The sequence below is a fragment of the Rhizobium sp. J15 genome (genome assembly GCF_002531825.1).
In the GTDB taxonomy this organism is placed as follows: Bacteria; Pseudomonadota; Alphaproteobacteria; order Rhizobiales; family Rhizobiaceae; genus Rhizobium.
Window position 1 is genome coordinate 98,452 of the sequence record NZ_NWSX01000016.1, and the last position, 18,634, is coordinate 117,085.

At 62.7% G+C, this 18,634-nt stretch carries 20 protein-coding genes; 11 read left to right on the top strand and 9 right to left on the bottom strand.

Translation table 11 applies throughout. The features are described from left to right. Positions 1-199: 199 nt before the first annotated feature. Positions 200-1,315, bottom strand: coding sequence for a DNA alkylation repair protein (locus CO670_RS16340; protein WP_097591194.1), 1,116 nt, complete (start codon positions 1,313-1,315; stop codon positions 200-202). A gap of 72 nt (positions 1,316-1,387) precedes the next feature. After that, positions 1,388-1,696: a hypothetical protein gene (locus CO670_RS16345; RefSeq protein ID WP_088672958.1), complete on the bottom strand. Its 309-nt coding sequence runs from the start codon at positions 1,694-1,696 to the stop codon at positions 1,388-1,390. Between CO670_RS16345 and CO670_RS16350 the strand changes: the two genes are divergently transcribed. Together CO670_RS16350 and CO670_RS16355 are read left to right on the top strand one after the other, a co-directional pair. Beyond that, positions 1,695-1,967, top strand: a complete 273-nt coding sequence (locus CO670_RS16350; RefSeq protein WP_097591195.1) for a hypothetical protein — start codon at positions 1,695-1,697, stop codon at positions 1,965-1,967. The genes CO670_RS16345 and CO670_RS16350 overlap by 2 nt on opposite strands. Positions 1,968-2,038: 71 nt before the next feature. Further along, on the top strand, positions 2,039-5,425 hold the full coding sequence (locus CO670_RS16355; RefSeq protein ID WP_097591196.1) for a response regulator: 3,387 nt from the start codon (positions 2,039-2,041) through the stop codon (positions 5,423-5,425). Here CO670_RS16355 and CO670_RS16360 read toward each other — a convergent pair. The 3 genes from CO670_RS16360 to mnmD form a co-directional block, all read right to left on the bottom strand. Further along, positions 5,419-5,724 (bottom strand): type II toxin-antitoxin system RelE/ParE family toxin, encoded by a 306-nt coding sequence (locus CO670_RS16360; RefSeq protein WP_097591197.1) that lies wholly within the window; start codon positions 5,722-5,724, stop codon positions 5,419-5,421. The two genes, CO670_RS16355 and CO670_RS16360, sit on opposite strands and share 7 nt — an antisense overlap. Next, positions 5,721-5,969 (bottom strand): type II toxin-antitoxin system ParD family antitoxin, encoded by a 249-nt coding sequence (locus CO670_RS16365; RefSeq protein ID WP_097591198.1) that lies wholly within the window; start codon positions 5,967-5,969, stop codon positions 5,721-5,723. Before CO670_RS16365 ends, CO670_RS16360 begins: the two co-directional genes overlap by 4 nt. 70 nt (positions 5,970-6,039) lie before the next feature. After that, positions 6,040-6,765: a tRNA (5-methylaminomethyl-2-thiouridine)(34)-methyltransferase MnmD gene (mnmD, locus tag CO670_RS16370; RefSeq protein WP_097591199.1), complete on the bottom strand. Its 726-nt coding sequence runs from the start codon at positions 6,763-6,765 to the stop codon at positions 6,040-6,042. Here mnmD and CO670_RS16375 point away from each other — a divergent pair. From CO670_RS16375 to CO670_RS16410, 8 genes are all read left to right on the top strand, one after another. Further along, positions 6,764-7,942 carry an FAD-binding oxidoreductase gene (locus tag CO670_RS16375; protein ID WP_097591200.1) on the top strand — a complete coding sequence of 393 codons (1,179 nt, stop codon included), beginning with the start codon at positions 6,764-6,766 and terminating at the stop codon, positions 7,940-7,942. The two genes, mnmD and CO670_RS16375, sit on opposite strands and share 2 nt — an antisense overlap. A gap of 114 nt (positions 7,943-8,056) precedes the next feature. Then, positions 8,057-8,764 carry a DUF1045 domain-containing protein gene (locus CO670_RS16380; RefSeq protein WP_097591201.1) on the top strand — a complete coding sequence of 236 codons (708 nt, stop codon included), beginning with the start codon at positions 8,057-8,059 and terminating at the stop codon, positions 8,762-8,764. A gap of 112 nt (positions 8,765-8,876) precedes the next feature. After that, positions 8,877-9,800 carry an allantoinase PuuE gene (puuE, locus tag CO670_RS16385; RefSeq protein WP_097591202.1) on the top strand — a complete coding sequence of 308 codons (924 nt, stop codon included), beginning with the start codon at positions 8,877-8,879 and terminating at the stop codon, positions 9,798-9,800. Next, the gene (gene uraD, locus CO670_RS16390) at positions 9,800-10,300 is read left to right on the top strand and encodes a 2-oxo-4-hydroxy-4-carboxy-5-ureidoimidazoline decarboxylase (RefSeq protein WP_097591203.1); all 501 of its coding nucleotides are present in this window, start codon (positions 9,800-9,802) and stop codon (positions 10,298-10,300) included. Before puuE ends, uraD begins: the two co-directional genes overlap by 1 nt. After that, positions 10,297-10,659, top strand: coding sequence for a HepT-like ribonuclease domain-containing protein (locus CO670_RS16395; protein ID WP_097591204.1), 363 nt, complete (start codon positions 10,297-10,299; stop codon positions 10,657-10,659). Before uraD ends, CO670_RS16395 begins: the two co-directional genes overlap by 4 nt. A gap of 4 nt (positions 10,660-10,663) precedes the next feature. Further along, a complete protein-coding gene (locus CO670_RS16400; RefSeq protein WP_097591205.1) occupies positions 10,664-11,164 on the top strand; it encodes an ureidoglycolate lyase in 501 nt (166 codons plus the stop codon). Beyond that, positions 11,161-11,517: a hydroxyisourate hydrolase gene (gene uraH / locus CO670_RS16405; protein ID WP_097591206.1), complete on the top strand. Its 357-nt coding sequence runs from the start codon at positions 11,161-11,163 to the stop codon at positions 11,515-11,517. The genes CO670_RS16400 and uraH overlap by 4 nt, the downstream gene beginning before the upstream one ends. Positions 11,518-11,519: 2 nt before the next feature. Continuing rightward, positions 11,520-12,260 (top strand): metallophosphoesterase family protein, encoded by a 741-nt coding sequence (locus tag CO670_RS16410; protein WP_097591207.1) that lies wholly within the window; start codon positions 11,520-11,522, stop codon positions 12,258-12,260. Between the two features lie 22 nt (positions 12,261-12,282). On the opposite strand, the gene CO670_RS16415 is transcribed toward CO670_RS16410, so the two are convergent. The 4 genes from CO670_RS16415 to CO670_RS16430 form a co-directional block, all read right to left on the bottom strand. Continuing rightward, on the bottom strand, positions 12,283-14,055 hold the full coding sequence (locus tag CO670_RS16415; RefSeq protein WP_097591208.1) for a flotillin domain-containing protein: 1,773 nt from the start codon (positions 14,053-14,055) through the stop codon (positions 12,283-12,285). Beyond that, positions 14,052-14,699, bottom strand: a complete 648-nt coding sequence (locus CO670_RS16420; protein WP_097591209.1) for an OB-fold-containig protein — start codon at positions 14,697-14,699, stop codon at positions 14,052-14,054. Before CO670_RS16420 ends, CO670_RS16415 begins: the two co-directional genes overlap by 4 nt. Positions 14,700-14,704: 5 nt before the next feature. After that, positions 14,705-15,844: a PspA/IM30 family protein gene (locus CO670_RS16425; RefSeq protein ID WP_176538958.1), complete on the bottom strand. Its 1,140-nt coding sequence runs from the start codon at positions 15,842-15,844 to the stop codon at positions 14,705-14,707. Positions 15,845-16,038: 194 nt separating this feature from the next. Beyond that, positions 16,039-16,650, bottom strand: a complete 612-nt coding sequence (locus tag CO670_RS16430; protein WP_097591211.1) for a CDP-alcohol phosphatidyltransferase family protein — start codon at positions 16,648-16,650, stop codon at positions 16,039-16,041. Positions 16,651-16,849: 199 nt separating this feature from the next. On the opposite strand from CO670_RS16430, the gene CO670_RS16435 reads away from it, so the two are divergent. Continuing rightward, positions 16,850-18,634 (top strand): bifunctional alpha/beta hydrolase/class I SAM-dependent methyltransferase, encoded by a 1,785-nt coding sequence (locus CO670_RS16435; RefSeq protein WP_097591212.1) that lies wholly within the window; start codon positions 16,850-16,852, stop codon positions 18,632-18,634.

An 18,634-nucleotide genomic window follows, 5' to 3' on the forward strand; every position in this document is an offset into this window, starting at 1 on the left:
CTTGCAAGTTGGAAAAAGCTTTCCAGCGCTTCTGGCCGCTGATGGGAGTGCGGCGCTCTATCGAAATGCGCTTTTGTCCCTTCTTCCTGCGTTTCGTATTTTCTAGCAGGGGCACGCTCACGCGGCGGCCGGAAGGGTGAAAGCTGAGCCGCATTTGGGCTAATTCGTGTGGAAAGTCAAGTGCAGTGCACAAAAAGCCTTAACCGGCATCCGTCGACGGCATTCTGAGGACGAAGCTTTCCGATGCGCTTTCGGCACCATTGACGAGGACGGCGATGCGGTGTTGCCCGGGATAATAGCGCCGGGTCGTGATCGGCCGCATGGCGTGGCGGCGCTCGATCGCCCGGCTCTGGCCGGGCGCCAGCGTGATCGTCTTGCACTTGAAAACCTTCGGTGACAGCGAGCCGTCCGCCTTCACGTGGTGGATGGCGTAGTCGATCATCAGCGCGTGCTCGACCGCGCCGGCATTGGTCACGCGGATCTCGAAATCCAGCCCTTCGCCGAACATGACCTCGCTGCTGAGAAGGCGCAGTTCGCATGTCAGCGCGGTCGCCGCACCGAAACCGAAATTGGCAAGCGCCTGCGCATGGCCTTTCTTCAGGAGCGTGCGAGAGGCATGTTTCAGCAACCAGCGGCGCTCGGGCGAAGCGCCGTCGATGTGGGTTGCGATGAAGGCGGCGACGAGATCGGGATGATCCTTGGCAATGTCGTTCAGGCTGTTGGCGACGGATCGGCGCACATAGTCCTCCGGATCGTCGATCAAAGCGGTCAGGATCGGCAGGATCGGCGCGGGATCTTTCACAAGTTGCGGCAGGCGCATGGCCCAGGGCAGGCGCGGCCGCGTTCCCTCGCTCGCCAGCCGGCGTACATGCCGGTCGGGATCGCCGACCCAGCCGGAGATGCTGGCCAGCGCCCGCTGCTGGTCGCGATGGATGAAAGGACGGATGCCGAATTCGGCGGTGAAATGCGGCGTCAGCGCCTTGAGGAGATCGAGGCCGAGATCGAAATGATCGGGGCCGCGCGTGGCGATGAACTGATTGACCGGCAGCAGCATCCAGCCTGTCAGACCGGGCCTGCCCGATGCCGGCAGGCTCGCCTTCAGGATTGCGGCTGCTTGCGGAAAATCATCGGGAAGCGTGGCGAACAGCGCGTCGCGGATCAGGGCAGAGCGCTCCATCAGCTCCAGCGCCTCCAGGCCATCAGTCGCGAGCGCAACGAAACGGGCCTTGTCGAAGGAGGACGCATGGGCGGCGATGCGATTGGCCATGTCGGCGACCAGCGCCTCGTGCAGCAGGTTCTTGAGCGGTTCCGGCATGCTGATCCTCCCTCTGTGGGAGGATTGGACCGGCGCCGCCGGGAGGTCAAGCGGCGCCGGATGTGGTCTTCTCTATTCCGGGCAGACCTTCACGCGATAAGGCTCGCCCCAGCGATCGTGCCGCCATTCGATATGGCAGTAGGACGGCCGGTAATAGGTCCGGTAGACGGGGTAGGGACGATAGGCGGGGTAGGCCGGATAAACCGGGTAGGCGGGGCGGGCGGCTTCCGACAGCAGGGCGCCGCCGACGACGCCGGCGGCGAGGCCGCCCCAGAAGGCATCGCGCGGATGGGCATCGGCAGTGGTGGCGGTGGCGAGCGAGGCGCCGGCAAAGGTCAGCGCGATCAGGCCCGTCGCCATGGTCTTATGAAAAACGGACATGGTATTTTCCTTGATTTGGACCGGCTTCTATAAAGCCATCTCCAGACTCGGCCCGGATCGCGGCGGAGCGATGGCCGCGCAAGCGCTTGCGGCATTAAATTTTCGTCATGATTTCAAGGGGTGCCGAGGCGGCAAGGTGCTGATCGAACCGCGTGGGATCGCCGCTGATAAGGGCGTTCATTCAGTTTTCTGCGGGATCGGAGTGCCGATCGAAGGTATTTCGGCTCATCGAGCCGACGTGCAAAATTTCGCGGCGCAAATTTATGGTTAAAACCTTGTTAAAAGCCTTGGCGTTATAGTCTTTGTAGTTGATATTTCATTCATTGCGGGAGCGACAATTTCTTGAAATCAGCCGGGGACATACTGGAATTGGCTTGCCGCCGGATCGCCGATCTGGACACCCCGGCCTATGTCAAGAACAGCGAGTTGCGCTATGTCGCCGTCAACGAGGCCTATGCCGAGTTTCTCGGCCGAGAGATTTCCGACTTCATCGGCAGGCGCAGCCGCGAGCTGTTCGACCGGCCCGAGGAAGAGGACCGCGAGGACAAGGAGCGCCGCGCGCTGGTGTTCGGCACCGAGGAAAACGCCATCTGCTTCGACGCGGCGAGCCTCCAGCATGAGCGCATTCAGATCGAAAGCTTCTCGCCGTCGCCGGAGCGGATCTACGTGCTCGGCATCTTCGAAGCCCGCGAGCGCCGTGCCGCCGGCAACAGCGAGACCGGCGGCAGCTCTCGGACTGTAAACGATTCCGATCTTGCCCAGGTGCGCGAGGCGCTGGAAAAGCTCGATCATCCAATCGGCATCTTTGCGGCAGACGGCCGCCCGCTGGTCGTCAACGCCGTCTATCGCGGCGGTGCAAGGCCTGCGGCCGCCGGCGATTCGGCGTGGGGCGACAGCATCAACGAACTCGACGCTCTGCGCACCGTGCTTGAGGATCTGCCGGTTGCCGTCTTCGTACGCGACGACAGGCATCGCCTGATCTATGCCAACAAGTATTATGAAACCTTCAGCGGCCGCGCCCGCTCCGAGTATCTGGGAATGACCGAACACGAAATGTTCGGGCCGGAAGGTGCTGAGCCGATCTACCAGGAAAACCTGCTGGCGCTCAGGGACGGCATTTCGGTGGAGCTCGAGAGCGAGATGCCGAGCATAAGCGGCCACGTCTATCCCGTCATTTCGCGCGTCAACCGCGTCATGACGGCGGATGGGCGAACCTATGTCGTGGGCTCCTTTTCCGACATCTCGCCCCTCAAGGAGCGCGAGAAGGCGCTGATCGAGTCCCGCAAGCAGGAAGAAGTGTTGCATCGGGATATCGAGAGCATCCTGCGTTCGCTGCCGATCGGCGTGCTGATCCTCGATAACTACCACCGCATCCTCTACGTCAACGACGAATTCTACAGCATCTGGGAACTGCCGCTCGACGATCGCTTCGACGGCCGTCCCTTCATCGACGTCATCCGCCGGAATTACGAACTCGGGCGTTATGACGGAACGCAGACGCCCGAAGAAATCTATGCCTTCCGCCAGCACCTGTTCGAAGCCGAAGAGCCGGAGCCGATCGAGGTCGGCTGGACAGGCGGCAAATCGGTCATCTTCGACAGCCGGCGCATCTCCAACGACCGCATCCTTCTGACCTATGCCGATATTTCGGCGGTGCGCGAGCGGGAAAAGGAAATTCACGAGACCCGCGCCGCGCTGGAGCGGGTCGGCGAAATGATGCGCGATGCGACGCACGCCATGTCGCAGGGGCTTGCCATCGTCCAGGACGGCATCATCAAGATGTCCAACGAGGCGATGGCCGATATCCTGCAGATCCCGCCGCATTATATCGCGGCCGGCGAAGGCTGGCTCGGCATGTTCGAATTCTGCGCGGCGCGCGGCGATTTCCACGACGCGGCGGACGAGATCCTGCAGGAGTGGCGCGCCAATATCGCTGCCAGGCAGCCGATTTCCACGGTGTTCCATGTCGGCGGCGAGCGCTGGGTGAACATGGAGGCGACGGTCAGCACCGGGCAGCATTGGGTGGCGCTGTTTACCGACGTGACCGATCTGAAGAGCCGCGAGGAGGATTTGCGCCATCTCCTGTCGCGCGCCGAAGCCGCCGACCGCGCCAAGACCGAATTCCTCGCCAATATGAGCCACGAGATCCGCACGCCGATGAACGGCGTGCTCGGCATGGCGGAACTGCTTGCCAAGACCAATCTGGACACGCGCCAGAAGACCTTCATCGACATCATCGTCAAATCGGGCAACGCGCTGCTGACGATTATCAACGACATCCTCGACTTCTCGAAGATCGATGCAGGGCAGATGAAACTGCGCAGAGCCGCCTTCGACATCGTTGAAGCGGTGGAAGACGTGGCGACGCTTCTGTCGTCGCATGCCGCCGAAAAGAATATCGAGCTCCTGGTGCGGGCGGCACCGGATCTGCCGGCCGCGGTGATCGGAGATGCCGGACGCTTCCGCCAGATCGTCACCAATCTGGTCGGCAACGCCGTCAAGTTCACCGAGCGCGGCCATGTCTTCGTCGATGTCGGCTTCCAGGCGGCCGCCGGCGGCGAGATCATGGCGAGCATCCGCATCGAGGACACGGGTATCGGTATCCCTCAGGAGAAGCTGGAATCGGTCTTCGACAAGTTTTCGCAGGTCGATGCCTCCTCGACCCGGCGGCATGAGGGAACGGGACTTGGCCTGGCGATCACGGCCGGTCTCGTCGATCTCTTCGGCGGCTATATCAATGTCGAGAGCGAATGGGGCAGGGGCTCGGTCTTCACCGTCAACCTGCCGTTTGCGGTGGCGGCCGCCCGCCTCGAGCCGAAGCCGCTGCCGATCAACGTGCAGGGCGCGCGCATCCTCGTCGTCGACGACAATGAGGTGAACCGGCGCATCCTCACCGAGCAGCTTTCGCTCTGGGGCTTCGACGGCGTGGCCGCCGAGGGCGGCGGCACCGGCCTTGCGATCCTGGAGGCGGCGGCCGATCTCGGCGTGACCGTCGATGCCGTCGTGCTCGACTATCACATGCCCGATATGAACGGCGCCGATGTCGCCCGCCGGCTGCGCGCCGATCGCCGCTTCACCGAGCTGCCGATCATCTTCCTAACCTCGATGGATATCTCAGGCACGGAAAAGGAATTCGCGGCGCTGAACGGCCAGGCGCATCTGATGAAGCCGGCGCGCGCCAACGTGCTGCGCAACACCGTCGTCGAGGTGGTTCGCGCCCGGCGCGTGAAGCAGGCTTCGGAAGCCGAGATTGCCCGGCTGCAGGCCGAAGCCGCCGTGCCGGTCCCTCAGCCTGCGCCTCAGCCCGCGCCGCAGAAGCGGGCGGCTGACTTCGTGGATGTGCTCGTCGCCGAAGACAACGAGGTCAACCAGATCGTCTTCACCCAGATCCTGCAATCGACGGGGCTTACCTTCCTTGTCGTCAACAACGGGCAGGAGGCCGTCGCCGCCTGGGAGAGCCATACGCCACGCATCATCATGATGGACGTCTCGATGCCCGTCATGAACGGCCATGAAGCGACCCGGACGATCCGCGAACGGGAAAAGGGGCAGGGGCACCGCGTGCCGATCATCGGCGTCACCGCCCATGCGCTGGAAAGCGACCGCGAACTCTGCCTCGATGCCGGCATGGACGACTACATGTCGAAACCGATCAGCCCCGAGCTGCTGGAAGAAAAGATCCGGCAATGGCTCGGCAAGGGCGAGCAGCAGGTGCTTACGAGCTACTGATCCTTTCGAGGAAACAGGATGCTCTCGAAATCCTGAGCACCGTTCAGGATATGCATGATCTCGATCCGATCTTGGTCGACGCGATAGAAGATCAGATAGTTGCCGTGAGGACGGCGACGGATGCCGGTGTGTTCGTAGCGTGGCACCAATGAAAAACCGTTCGGCGCGTCCGCCAGACGTTCACATCGGTCCACCAGCTCATCGACGAAACTCACCGTCCGCTGCGGATTGTCCATTGCGATATAATCGGCGATACGCTCAAGGTCCGCCTCCGCTCGGGCGGTAATGAAGACGATCACGAACGGCCGTCATATTTTGCCTTAAGGCGGGCGGCGACATCCCTGATGGGCTTGATGCGGCCGGCCTCCGCGTCGGCGATTCCCTGGCCGATTGCTAAATCAAGCGCTATCAGCCGTTTTTCCCGCTCCTCAACAAGTCGGATACCTTCGCGCAGAACTTCGCTGCGAGAGTTATAACGTCCCGATTTCACGAGTTCGCTTACATAGTTTTCGAGCTGCTGTCCGAGGTTCGCGCTGCTTGCCATATCCGTTCCTTTTGGGGAATTATCGCATGAATTGATAACTGTTAGCAATACGCGATGGAGTCAGCAAATCCTATCGGGCCGCCTTCACACCGCAGAGCATTTCCCGCTTGCCGGCGAACCCCTTGCGGCGTTCCACGACAAAGCCGGCGGCGATGAGATTGCGGCGCACGAAGCCGGCTGCGGCATAGGTGGCGAAGGTGCCGCCGGCGGCGGTCTTTTCGTTGACCGCGCGCATCAGTTCCTCCGACCACATGTCGCCGTTGCGCGACGGGGCGAAGCCGTCGAGATACCAGGCGTCGAAGCCGGGTCTTGCCGCGGTGACGCCGTCGAGTGCGGCGCCGCAGACGACGCTGAGCCGCGTCTGATCGTCGAGATCGAGCGAGACGGTACCATCGGGCGTTTGCGGCCAGGCGGCCGTCAGGGCTTCGCGCTCGGCATCGATCTCCGGCCAGTGCGAAAGCGCCCGGGCGATCTCTTCGACGCGCATCGGATGGAGTTCGAAGGAGATGAAATGCAGATGCTGGCCGGCGGCGCGGTGCTGCTTCCATTGCCGCCATGTTTCGGCGAAGTTCAGGCCGGTGCCGAAACCGAGTTCGCCGATCACGAATGCCTGCTGCCCGCTCCAGCGCTCCGGCAGGCCATTGCCGGCGAGGAAGACGTGGCCGCATTCCAGCCGTCCGTCGGTCTGGCAATAAAAATGATCGCCAAAGGCTGTGGAATAAGGCATATCGCCGTCGCGCCATTCGAGCGGCTGCGGCGCGCCCGCGCCAATCTGATCTGGGTTCACCTCTGTCATGGAAAAAGCCGATAGTCCTCAGCCGGTCTCAGGTCAATCATCCTGCGAATTGCTGATCGTCGGCGGCGGCATCATGGGCCTCTGGGCGGCCGTCCATGCCGAGCGCCGCGGCATCGGCACCCTTCTCGCCGATGCCGGCAGGCTGGGTGGAGGAGCGAGCGGCGGCCTGCTCGGCGCGCTGATGCCGCATATGCCCGACCGCTGGTCGGAGAAGAAGCAGTTCCAGTTCGATGCGCTGGTCTCGCTCGAAGCTGAGGTCGCCGCGCTGGAAGCCGAGACCGGGCTTTCGGCCGGTTACCGCAGGTCAGGGCGGCTGATCCCGCTGCCTAAGCCGCATCTCAACCCTATAGCCCGCGGCCACTCCGAGGACGCCGAGCGCCACTGGCGGGCAGGCGAGCGCCGGTTCCACTGGCATGTACTGGAAAAGCCACCGGTTGACGGCTGGGTCGAGGCCTCTGCCGGCGAGAGCGGCTTCGTGCATGACACGCTTGCCGGCCGGGTCGCCCCGCGGTCGCTGATTTCAGCGCTCGCCGCCTTCCTGCAGCGGGCAAAACATGTGCGCATCATGGAAAATGCTGAAGTCGCCGATCTCGATCCGGACCGAGGCACGGCGGAGATCGGCGGCAAAACCGTCACGTTCGGCCGCTGCATCCTGGCTGCGGGCCATCGATCCTTTCCTTTGCTGCAGGACCTGACATCAGGGCTGAAACAGCCGCTCGGCCAGCCGGTGAAGGGGCAGGCGGCGCTGTTGAAGGCAGAGATCGATCCGGCGCTGCCGACGATCTTTCTCGACGGGCTCTATGTCGTCGCGCATGAAGGCGGGCACGCGGCGATCGGCAGCACCAGCGAAAACCGCTTCGGCGATCCCACATCGACCGATGCCCAGCTCGACGCGCTGATCGAGGCGGCGCGGGCGATCGTGCCGGCGCTTCGCAGCGCGCCCGTCGTCGAACGCTGGGCGGGGCTGCGCCCGAAGGCGATCGACCGTGATCCGATGATCGGCCGCCATCCGGATCATCCCCGGCTCGTCGCGTTGACCGGCGGCTTCAAGGTCAGCTTCGGTCTTGCCCACCGGCTGGCGGAGGCGGCGGTTTGTATCGCAGGCGATACGGATTGCGGATTTTCGCTGCCGGAAAGCTTTGCGATTTCAAGCCATATCGCCGTGGCTTCACGTTAAACGTGAATTTCGTGCGGCTGCGTTTCGTTATTCTGTCATGCAAATCACCTATCTGCTTGCGCATCGGCAGCGCCTGAAGTCACCGGCGCTCACTTCCTTGATGGAGGAAATTGCATGCGCTATGCCATTTGCTTCACGCCCCCGGCGAGCGACCCTTTGTCGCTCGTGGCCGCCAATTGGCTTGGCCGAAACGTGTTTTCAGGCGAGATGGTGGAGCCGCCGGCGGTTCGCGGCCTCGGCATTCACGAGATCGCATTCCACACCGCCGTACCGAGACGCTATGGTTTCCACGGCGTTCTGAAGGCGCCGTTCCATCTGTCTTCCGATATGTCGGAATCGCAACTCCTGCGCGATCTCATGCGTTTTTCCGGAACGGTTCTTCCCTTCCGGATGCCGCGTCTGGAAATTGCCCGGCTCGGCAATTTCTACAGCCTGCTGCCGAGCGCTGCCTGCGAGCAGATCCAGTATCTCGCTTCGGCGATCGTGCAGGAATTCGATCGGTTCCGCGCGCCACTCAGCGAAGCCGAGATCGAGCGGAACGACCCGGACGGCCTTTCAGCCGCCCAGTTCGCCAATCTCCACCGCTGGGGCAATCCCTATGTGATGGATGAGTTCCGATTCCATATGCCGGTGACGGGTCCGGTCAATACACTCGACATGCCGCGCATCGAGCCGGCGCTGCGGGCGATCTTCGGGCCTGTCCTCGGTGAGCCGGTCATGGTTTCCAACGTCGCGCTGATGATCGAAGAGGGCACCGGCGGTCCGTTCCGCGTTCACTCGCTGCATCCGATGGGCAAGGTCAGCGCGCGCAAGATCGCCTGAGCAGGTGACTTCTAAGCATCTGTGAAACAAGGATAAATTTCACCGCGCAGTTTCCGTCTCGACATTCCGGCTGCGGATGATACCGTTCCCCGTCTTTTCAGAAGGTGATTTAATGGTATCTGAGACCTATCCGCGCAATCTCGTCGGCTACGGGCGCCAGACGCCCGATCCGAAATGGCCCGATGAGGCGCGCATCGCCGTGCAGTTCGTCATCAATTACGAGGAGGGCGGCGAAAGCTCGATCCTCGACGGCGATCCGGCATCCGAATGCCTGCTGTCGGAAATCGTCGGTGCGGCGGCCTGGCCGGGGCAGCGCAATCTCAACATGGAATCGATCTACGAATATGGTTCGCGCGCCGGTTTCTGGCGGCTCTGGCGGTTGTTTACCGATCTCAAGGTGCAGGCGACCGTCTATGGCGTGACGCTGGCCATGGCGCGCAATCCCGAGGCCGTCGCGGCGATGAAGGAAGCCGGCTGGGAGATCGCCAGCCACGGCTACCGCTGGCTGGAATACAAGGATTTCCCCGAGGATCTGGAGCGCAAGCACATTCTCGAAGCCGTGCGCCTGCACACCGAACTCACCGGCGAGCGGCCCTACGGCATGTATCAGGGCAAACCATCGGACAATACGCTGCGGCTGGTGCAGGAGGAGGGCGGTTTCCTCTACTCCTCCGATTCCTATGCCGATGACCTGCCTTTCTGGGTGAAGGGCGTCGACGGGAAGCCTTTCCTGATCATTCCCTATACGCTCGAAACCAACGACATGCGTTTCGCAACACCGCAGGGCTTCAACACGGGCGATCAGTTCTTCACCTATCTGAAGGATGCCTTCGACACGCTCTATGAGGAAGGCAAGAACGGCAGCCCGAAAATGATGTCGGTCGGCCTGCATTGCCGTCTCGTCGGACGTCCGGGCCGGGCGGCCGCGCTGAAGCGGTTCATCGAATATGTGCAGAAGCACGACAAGGTGTGGATTCCGCGCCGTATCGAGATCGCGGAACACTGGCATAAGCATCATCAGCCGGACGCGCTCTGATGCTGCCGCGCGAGGATTTTGTTTCCCGCTTCGGCGGTGTCTTCGAACATTCGCCCTTCATCGCCGAACGCGCCTATGACGCCGGCAGCGTGAAGGAGCCGTTGACCGCATCAACCGTGCATGCGGCCCTTGCCGCTGCCTTCCGCGCCGCAAGCCCGGAGGAGCGTCTCGGCGTGCTGCGCGCCCATCCCGATCTTGCCGGGCGGCTCGCCATCGCAGGCGAACTCACCGAGGACAGCCGCAAGGAGCAAGCCGGCGCCGGGCTCGACCGGCTGAGCCCGGCCGAACATGCCCGCTTCACCGAGCTCAATTCGGCCTATGTCGAAAAATTCGGCTTTCCCTTCATCATCGCGGTCAAGGGGCTCGGCAAGGACGATATCCTCTCGGCCTTCGAGACGAGGATCGGCAACGGCCGGGATGAGGAATTGGCGACCGCGGCTGCGCAGGTCGAGCGGATCGCGCTGCTGCGCCTGGCATCGATGCTGCCGGAGGCCGAATGAAGGAGCGGCGCGCGATCGACTATCTCAATGAGATGTATGAGGCGGCGTCCGAAGCGTTGTCTTTCGTCGGCGGAATGGATGGGGCGGCCTTCGCCGGGGACAAGCTCACCTTCAAGGCGGTGGCATTCTGCCACTTCACCATCGGTGCTGCGGCGTCCCGCCTGCTGGTGGCGCATCCGGAATTTGCCACCGAGCATCCCGACCTGCCGTGGACGAAAATCTGCGGCACGGGCAATCGCATTCTCGAGGACGTCTTCGATCTCGATCCCGTCGAGATGTGGGAGGCGACCTATCGCACGCTGCCGGAATTGCTTTCGGCGATCGACGCGATCCGCAACTGGCATGCCCAAGGCGAGTGAAGCCATGTCCGAATTTCTCGACATCCGCCCGCTCAGCCGATCCGCCTTCGCTCCCTTCGGCGAGGTGATCGAAGCCGATCCGGCTTCGATGCGGCTTATCAATGGCGGCACGACGGAGCGTTTTCATGCCTTGGCCGTGGCGGAGGCGGCGGGCGAGGGCGCGCGCGTCATCGTCAACCTGTTTCGCGGCCAGCCGCGCAGCTTTCCCTATGCCGTCGACATGATGGAGCGCCATCCCCAGGGCAGCCAGAGTTTTTCCCCGGTTTCGGGCCGCCCCTTCCTCGTCGTCGTTTCCGAGGACGAGAACGGACGCCCTGGCAGGCCGCAGGTGTTTCTGGCGCGCGGGGATCAGGGCGTGAACTACCGCCGCAATGTCTGGCACCATCCGCTGATGACGCTCGGCGAGGCTTCGGATTTCCTGGTCGTCGACCGCGACGGGCCGGGCAACAATCTCGAGGAATTCTTCTTCGAGACCCCCTTCATCATCAGAGAGCCAGCCCTATGACCGGACTGACCACCCATGTTCTCGACACCGCTCTCGGCAAGCCGGCCGAGGGCATAAGGATCGATCTCTTCCGGATCGACGGCGAGATCCGCAGGCATGTGACGACGGTCAAGACCAATGCCGACGGCCGGGTCGATGGTGGCCCGATTCTATCTGGCGAAAATTTCCATGTCGGGACCTATGAGCTGGTCTTCCACGCCGGCGATTATCTCAGAGCCTGCGGCACGCCGCTGCCGCATCCGGCTTTCCTCGATCTCGTGCCGATCCGCTTCGGCATTGCCGATGTCACCGCGCATTATCATGTGCCGCTGCTGATCTCGCCCTATGGCTATTCCACCTATCGAGGCAGCTAGAGATGAGATTTGCCGCGATCGCCGACATTCACGGCAACCATCTGGCGCTCGAGGCGGTGCTTGCCGATATTCGGGCGCAGGGTATCGAGGAGATCGTCAATCTCGGCGATTTCTTCAGCGGACCGCTGGAGGCGGGCCGGACGGCGGAGATTCTGATACCGCTCGGGCTGACTTCGGTTCGCGGCAACCACGACCGTTATCTGATCGAGCAGGCCCCTGATGCCATGCATCTGTCGGATGCCGCCGCCTACCGGCAATTGAAGCCATCCCATCTCGATTGGCTGCGCAGCCTGCCATTCGATACGGTCTATCGCGGCGAGGCCTATCTCTGCCATGCGACGCCGAAGGACGACAATCTCTACTGGCTGGAATCGGTGTCGCCGCAGGGCTATATCTTCCCGAAGCCGATCGAAGCGATCGAGGCGCTTGCCGAAGGCATCGACCTGCCGCTGATCCTCTGCGGCCACAGCCATGTCCCGCGCGCCGTCCGTCTCTCGGACGGCCGTCTGATCGTCAATCCCGGCAGCGTCGGCTGCCCGGCCTATGACGACGATCTGCCGCACTATCACAAGGTCGAAGCCGGCCATCCGCTGGCCGGCTACGCCATTCTCGAGAAGACGGGTGCGGCATGGACATGGCAGTTCAGGAACGTCGCCTATAACAATCTTGCCATGTCGAGGCTGGCGGCGGAAAACCGCCGGCCCGAATGGGCGAGCGCGCTGGCGACGGGCTGGCTGAGATAGTCCACACCCGCCCGCGCTGCGATCATTCCTTCTCGGGCGCCGAAGGAGTGATCCTCTTTGCCGGGGATGCGGCAGGCGCGACCGGAGCAGTCGATGCTGCCGGCTTCACCGGAGCCGCGGGCGCTAGCGCCGGCTTTGCCGGTGCTGCGGCCGGTTTTGCGCCATCGAGGTTTCCAAGCAGGGATGAGATGGCGTCGTCGCCTTCGAAGCCGGCTTCCTTCAGAAGCTTGTCGAGGATCGGCTTGTTGGCCTGGTAGGCAAGCAGTTGGCTGGCCAGTCCGTCGCCCATGCCGATGCCGTTTCCGCCGTTCGCGCCGCCGCGGCCGAGCATGCCGCCGGTGTCGAAGATCCTGATATCGGAGATCTTTTCGATCGGTTTGACCGCCTCGGCGAGTGCTTCTGGAATGATACGGATGCGCTCGCGGGTGATCTCGAATTCGATGATGGCGGCGCTCAACTTGTTACGGGCGTCGTTGAGCAATGCCTCGCTCTCGGCCGCGGCCTTGCCGGTTTCGAGAATACCCTTGGCCTTGATGATCGCCGCGTCCGCTTCGGCGGTCGCCAGCGTCTTGATGGCTTCCGCCTGGTCGATCGCGGCCTGCTTCTCGGCCTCGGCGCCGACGGTCACGGCCGTGGCTTCGGTTTCGGCTTTCTTGCGCGCGTCGATGACCGCGATCTGCTTTTCGCGTTCGGCGATCTCGATCGCCTTGGCGGTGCCGACCTTTTCTTCTGCCGCAATCGCGGTGGCGCGGGCCGTTTCGGCGGCCGCCTTCGCCTCGGACTCCTCGCGGCTCTTGTTGGCGACGGCGATGGCGCTTTCCTGGGCGACGATCTGAAGGTCACGCTTGGCTTCGGTGTCGCGCTGCTGGACGGCGCGGGCGGAATCGATGTTTGCGCTTTCGCGGGCCTGCTTGGCGGCCGCCTCGCGCTCGGCGATTGCCTGTTCCGCGGCGATGCGGGCTTCTTCCTCGGCACGTATTGCCGCCTGCTCCTGCTGGGCGGTCTCGGCGCGCGTCGCGGCGGATTTATTGGCGATGTCGCGTTCCTGGTTGAGCTCGGCTTCGCGCTTGGTTCGTTCGATGGCGAGCGACTGCTGGCGGGCCTCCAGGTCCTTCTGGGCGATGGCGACTTCGGTATCGCGGACGATTTCGTTCCGCTCCTTCTTGCGACCCTCGGTGATGCGGGTCAGCGCCGCGAGACCCTGCGCGTCGAAGAAGTTGTTGGCGTTGAAATGCTTGATGTCGGTCTGGTCGAGACGGGTGAGCGATACGGATTCGAGCTCGAGACCGTTCGACTGGAGGTCGGCGCCGACGGCTTCCTGCACGGCCTTGACGAAATCCATGCGCTGTTCCTGCAGCGCGTCGAGATTCATGGTCGCCGCCACCGAGCGAAGGCCGTCGACGAATTTCGCTTCGATCAGGATGCGGAGCGCTTCGGCGTCGTTGGTGCGGCTGCCGAGCGTCTGGGCGGCCAGCGCAATCGAGGAGCCGTCGGGCTTCACGCGCACATAGAATTCGGCGCCGATATCGACGCGCATGCGGTCCTTGGTGATCAGCGCATCGCCTTCGCCGCGGCGGACTTCCAGCCGCAGCGTCTTCAGGTTGACCCTGGCGATCGAGTGGAAGATCGGCAGGACGACGGAGCCGCCGTCGAGCACGACTTTCTGGCCGCCGAGGCCGGTGCGCACATAGGCCTCGTCGCGGCTGGAGCGCGTGTAGAGAGAGGCGAGGACAAAACCGATGCCGAAGATCAGGACGATGCTAATGCCGGCCGGTAGAATAATGTCATACATCATGACTGCTCCCTGAAAGATTGATTGTCCGCGCCGGCCGGATCGGCGAGTGCGGGAATGGCGATAAACACATCTGCCTTGCGATCGACGAGGAGAACCTCAGTGCCGATCTTCAGCGGGCCCTCGTCCTTGGCGGCCTTGGCTCTCAGAACATGCCAGTTTCCATGCTGGTCCTTGACGCGGACGCGCCCCGGCAGTCCCTGGTCGAGCGGGCCGAGCGACACTTCCGCGGTCCGGCCGATGAAGGTGTCGAGATCGACGGCATAGGTCTCGTCGTGCGGGACGATCCGCGCCACCGTCCGGCTCGAGGCCCGGACCATGGGGAAGGTGAGCACCAAGGCGGGAACGGCGGCGACGGCGGCCGGCAGCGGCGCCCAGAAAGCGACGGCGACCGCCTGTATGGCGAAGCCGGCAATGGCGAAGAAGCCGAGCGTCATCATCAGGAGAATGAGCAGGGGAACGCCGCCGACATTGAGCCAGGACAGGTAGCCCGCAATGCCGTCATGGCCGTGGAAATCCGGTTTTCCGAGAAGCTCGGTGATCGAAAAACCCATGACGGTCGCCAGCATCTCGATCACGGTCAGGCCGGCAAGCACGGCGGCGGCGATCGCAAAGGGAAGGCATTCAGGAGCGAGGAAAAGTCCCATCGGCGTTACCGGTTATCCGCCTTGAAACGCGCGAGGCGGGCCTCGATCGCCTGCTCGCGGTGCAGTCGGTCGAGTTCGTCCAGTTCGGAACTATGAGCCTGTTCGCCGGATGGAACGCCGGTCAGCCGCGAGACCGCCGCGGCGGCGCGGGCAGCATCTGCGCCCGGCGTCGGTCTGCTCTGGCCGGCGAGAGCCTCTTCGGGATGCTTGGCGATGCTGCGCTTGAAATCGGCAAGGCGGGCGTCGGCCTCGCGGCGCGTGGCGAGCACCGCCTGCAGGGCTTTCTGGCCTTCATCCACCTGCTCGCGCGCATCGGCCAGCGCCTTGTCGAGCGCTGCGATCTGGGATTCGAGATCGATCTGACGGGCGACGCCGGCCTTTGCGAGATCGTCGCGCCCGGAGGAGACCGCGATGCGGATCTTCTCATCCAGCGCATTCATGTCTTCGACGATTTCGTCCTTGCGGCTCTGGATGCGATATTCCTCGGCGCGCGCCTTGCCGAGGTCGGTGCGGGCTTCCTCCGCAGCCGCATCGATCTCGCGGATCGCCTGTTCGATGACCGCGATCTTGTTGACGCCCTCCGCCTTGTCGATCGCCGCATTCGCGATGCCCGCGATCAGGCGACCCATGCGTGAAAGAATGCCTTCATTCGTCATGTTTTCCTCCATCCGAGCGGAATTCGGCGTGACGCCGATGTTAATCTCGTAGCGATCATGGTCTGCTACAAGGTATGCGGGAAAAATACTCTCCCATCCCTTGGAATACCCCGCGACGTCGAAGGGCACGGCAACGCGTCCGTGCACCGTGGCGATCGTCAGGTCCGAGGGGCCTTTGATGGCGAAGAGCTTATCGTCGAGTGGCAGCTGCAGCGGCTCGGGGATGATGCCCCGATTGGCGGCGAAATCGCGAAGGCCGAGCGTCACCAGCCGCGCCGGCAGGCCGGTCCGCTCGCGGACGGTTTCATAGGCAAGATCATGCAGGACGACGAGATTGGCGCCCGCTTTGTCGTCGATGAGTTCGGTCAGGATGCCGATCATCCTGCGATAGGCGGTAATGGTGTCATCAAGCGCCTGGCGGGCCTGCTCGTCAGGCGCCAGCATGTAGCGCAGCAGCGATGGATGCGGTGTCTTGCTCGTGGGTGCCATGGATAAAAACATAAAGCACCGCTTTTGTGCTTTCAAGAGGAGGCGTACGAAAAATACAACCTTTGTTGAACTTGTCGTTGGAAGAAGGAGAGATCACAAGATGCGTTTACTGAGCAATTCGCAAAAGCAGCGTTCGACACCGTTTTCGGATCACATTGCCCGCCGACGAACCGGCGGCGGATCGGTTCCGCTTCCTATCTGCCCGCCGTGCGCGCCTCGCGAATACCGGCGCTGATACGGTTGATAGTAGTCCATACGAGAAGGAGAGCCACCACGGCCCAAAGCCACACGGTCCATGCTGCAAACGTACCGCCAACCGCGACAAAGACGCCAAGCGCGCCGAAAAGCACCGCGCGGTCGCTCTTGCCCAGCGGTCCGTCGTAACGCCGGCTGGCGCCGACCGTTTGACTGAGAATGCCGGCAAATTCCGTCAGCACCGAGAGGAAAATGACAGCCATGGCCGGCATCAGGCCGTTCGGATCGATCAGTGCAAACGGCAAATACAGGGCGATATCCGAGACGACATCGCCGATCTCGTTGAGATAGGCGCCCAGAATGCTCTTTTGCCCATGTTCGCGCGCGAGCATGCCGTCAATCGCATTGAGGCCCATGCGCAGGAGAAACCATATGGGCACGAGCAGGAACAACTGCGGAAGCGGAACGATGCTGAGAAAAAGGCCGAGTGCAACGGAGACGGCGGCAGCAACCGATGTCACCTGATTGGCGGTGACGCCTCGCGCCGCCAGCGCGCGCACCAGAGGGCGAAGGATATTCTGAAACCGGGACTTCAATTGATAAACAGACATGCTACCTCAGTGGAGTTTCGTGGCATCAGAAAAATCTATCCCAGCTCCGGCGGTGCAGATCGTCGTACTTGCGGGGAGCCGATACTTCATGTCGGTTCTCGTATAGGGCTTACATTTGCGACTAGACTTTTGCAATGAATGCAAATCAGTGTTCCGCTAATGGTTGCAACTCATCCACCGATCAGAACTGGAGAAGACCGTGCTGCAAACTGCCGATAGTGGGCAACCGTCATCGACGGCGAGACCGATGCATGAATCCGAATTCGTCTCGCACGATGGGACGCGACTCTTTTATCGGATGTGGCCTGCGACCGGCACTTCACCGAAGGGCGCCATCATTCTTCTCCATCGCGGTCATGAGCATAGCGGCCGCGTCGCCCATCTCGCTGCCGAGCTCGGTCTCGATGATTTTGCCTTCTATGCCTGGGATGCACGCGGCCACGGGCGCTCGCCGGGAGAGCGTGGCTATTCGCCATCTTTCGCTGCGTCGGTGCGCGACCTCGATTGCTTCGTCCGCCATGTCAGCGAGACGAGCGGTACCGCCGTCGAAGACATCGCCGTGATTGCCCAAAGCGTCGGCGCGGTCCTCGCCACCACCTGGGTGCATGACTATGCGCCGCAAATCCGAGCGCTCGTGCTCGCCTCGCCGGCCTTCAGCGTCAAGCTCTACGTGCCTTTTGCCAGGGAAGGCATTGCGCTCTGGGAAAAGCTCAAGGGGACATTCTTCGTCAATTCCTATGTCAAGGCGAGGTTTCTGACGCATGATCCCGAGCGCATCGCCTCCTTCGAGGCCGATCCGTTGATCACCCGGCCGATCGCCTCCAACATTCTGCTGCAGCTTTATGAAGCGGCCGCCCGCGTCGTCGACGACGCCCGCGCCATCACCGTTCCCACCCAATTGCTGATCTCCGGCAGCGACTGGGTGGTGCGACATGCGCCGCAGCATCGGTTCTACGAAAACCTCGGCAGCCGCATCAAGGAGCGGCATGTGCTTCCCGGCTTCTATCATGACACACTGGGCGAGAAGGACCGCGCGATTGCGCTCGCCGAGGTCCGTCGTTTTATCGATGCGCGTTTCGCCGAGCCCCGGGCGCCCGCCGATCTTCGCACCGCCCATGTCCAGGGCTATACCAAGGATGAGGCCGACCGGCTCGCGAGCCCTCTGGACGCCATGTCCCCGCGCGGCATCTACTGGGCGCTCAGCCGTCTCAACATCAGGCTCGGCGCGCTGGTGTCGGAAGGCATAAAAACCGGGGTCAAGACCGGTTTCGATTCCGGCTCGACGCTCGATTACGTCTATGAGAACCAGCCGCGGGGACTCGGTCCCGGCGGGCGGTTGATCGACAAGGTGTTCCTCGAGGCGATCGGCTGGCGCGGCATCAGGCAGCGCAAGCTGCACTTGCAGGAACTGATCGAGCATGGGCTGCAGCGTTTGAAAGCAGCCGGCCGCAGCACCCATATGCTCGACATTGCGGCTGGGCATGGCCGTTATGTCCTTGATGCGATCGAGGCGGCTGCCGTGCGTCCCGAGAGTGCGCGATTGCAGGATTATTCCCCCATCAATGTCGATGCCGGCCGCAACAGCATTGCCACGCGGGGCTTGAGTGATTTCGTGAGCTTTCGCCAGCAGGATGCCTTTGACGGCGAAGGGCTGGCCGCAATCACGCCGGCTCCGGATCTCGCAATCGTCTCCGGCCTTTACGAGCTTTTCTCCGACAATGGGATGATTGCCGCTTCGCTCGACGGGATCGCCCGCGCGATGCGGCCCGGTGGTCTGCTCGTCTACACCAACCAGCCATGGCATCCGCAACTGGAGATGATCGCCCGCGCCCTGACCTCCCACCGCGGCGGCCAAGCGTGGGTGATGCGGCGGCGGACGCAGGAAGAAATGGACCAGCTGGTCGCCGCAGCCGGTTTCCGCAAGATCGAACAGCGCATCGACCAGTGGGGCATTTTCACCGTCTCGCTGGCGGAAAGAATTTGA

Coding starts and splice junctions, on each gene's coding strand:
- CO670_RS16420 (WP_097591209.1), bottom strand. CDS start 14,699: ATGGGACTTTTCCTCGCTCCTGAATGCCTTCCCTTTGCGATCGCCGCC.
- CO670_RS16380 (WP_097591201.1), top strand. CDS start 8,057: ATGCGCTATGCCATTTGCTTCACGCCCCCGGCGAGCGACCCTTTGTCG.
- uraD (WP_097591203.1), top strand. CDS start 9,800: ATGCTGCCGCGCGAGGATTTTGTTTCCCGCTTCGGCGGTGTCTTCGAA.
- CO670_RS16400 (WP_097591205.1), top strand. CDS start 10,664: ATGTCCGAATTTCTCGACATCCGCCCGCTCAGCCGATCCGCCTTCGCT.
- CO670_RS16425 (WP_176538958.1), bottom strand. CDS start 15,844: ATGGCACCCACGAGCAAGACACCGCATCCATCGCTGCTGCGCTACATG.
- CO670_RS16415 (WP_097591208.1), bottom strand. CDS start 14,055: ATGATGTATGACATTATTCTACCGGCCGGCATTAGCATCGTCCTGATC.
- CO670_RS16350 (WP_097591195.1), top strand. CDS start 1,695: ATGGTATTTTCCTTGATTTGGACCGGCTTCTATAAAGCCATCTCCAGA.
- mnmD (WP_097591199.1), bottom strand. CDS start 6,765: ATGACAGAGGTGAACCCAGATCAGATTGGCGCGGGCGCGCCGCAGCCG.
- CO670_RS16395 (WP_097591204.1), top strand. CDS start 10,297: ATGAAGGAGCGGCGCGCGATCGACTATCTCAATGAGATGTATGAGGCG.
- puuE (WP_097591202.1), top strand. CDS start 8,877: ATGGTATCTGAGACCTATCCGCGCAATCTCGTCGGCTACGGGCGCCAG.
- CO670_RS16375 (WP_097591200.1), top strand. CDS start 6,764: ATGGAAAAAGCCGATAGTCCTCAGCCGGTCTCAGGTCAATCATCCTGC.
- CO670_RS16345 (WP_088672958.1), bottom strand. CDS start 1,696: ATGTCCGTTTTTCATAAGACCATGGCGACGGGCCTGATCGCGCTGACC.
- uraH (WP_097591206.1), top strand. CDS start 11,161: ATGACCGGACTGACCACCCATGTTCTCGACACCGCTCTCGGCAAGCCG.
- CO670_RS16365 (WP_097591198.1), bottom strand. CDS start 5,969: ATGGCAAGCAGCGCGAACCTCGGACAGCAGCTCGAAAACTATGTAAGC.
- CO670_RS16430 (WP_097591211.1), bottom strand. CDS start 16,650: ATGTCTGTTTATCAATTGAAGTCCCGGTTTCAGAATATCCTTCGCCCT.
- CO670_RS16410 (WP_097591207.1), top strand. CDS start 11,520: ATGAGATTTGCCGCGATCGCCGACATTCACGGCAACCATCTGGCGCTC.
- CO670_RS16340 (WP_097591194.1), bottom strand. CDS start 1,315: ATGCCGGAACCGCTCAAGAACCTGCTGCACGAGGCGCTGGTCGCCGAC.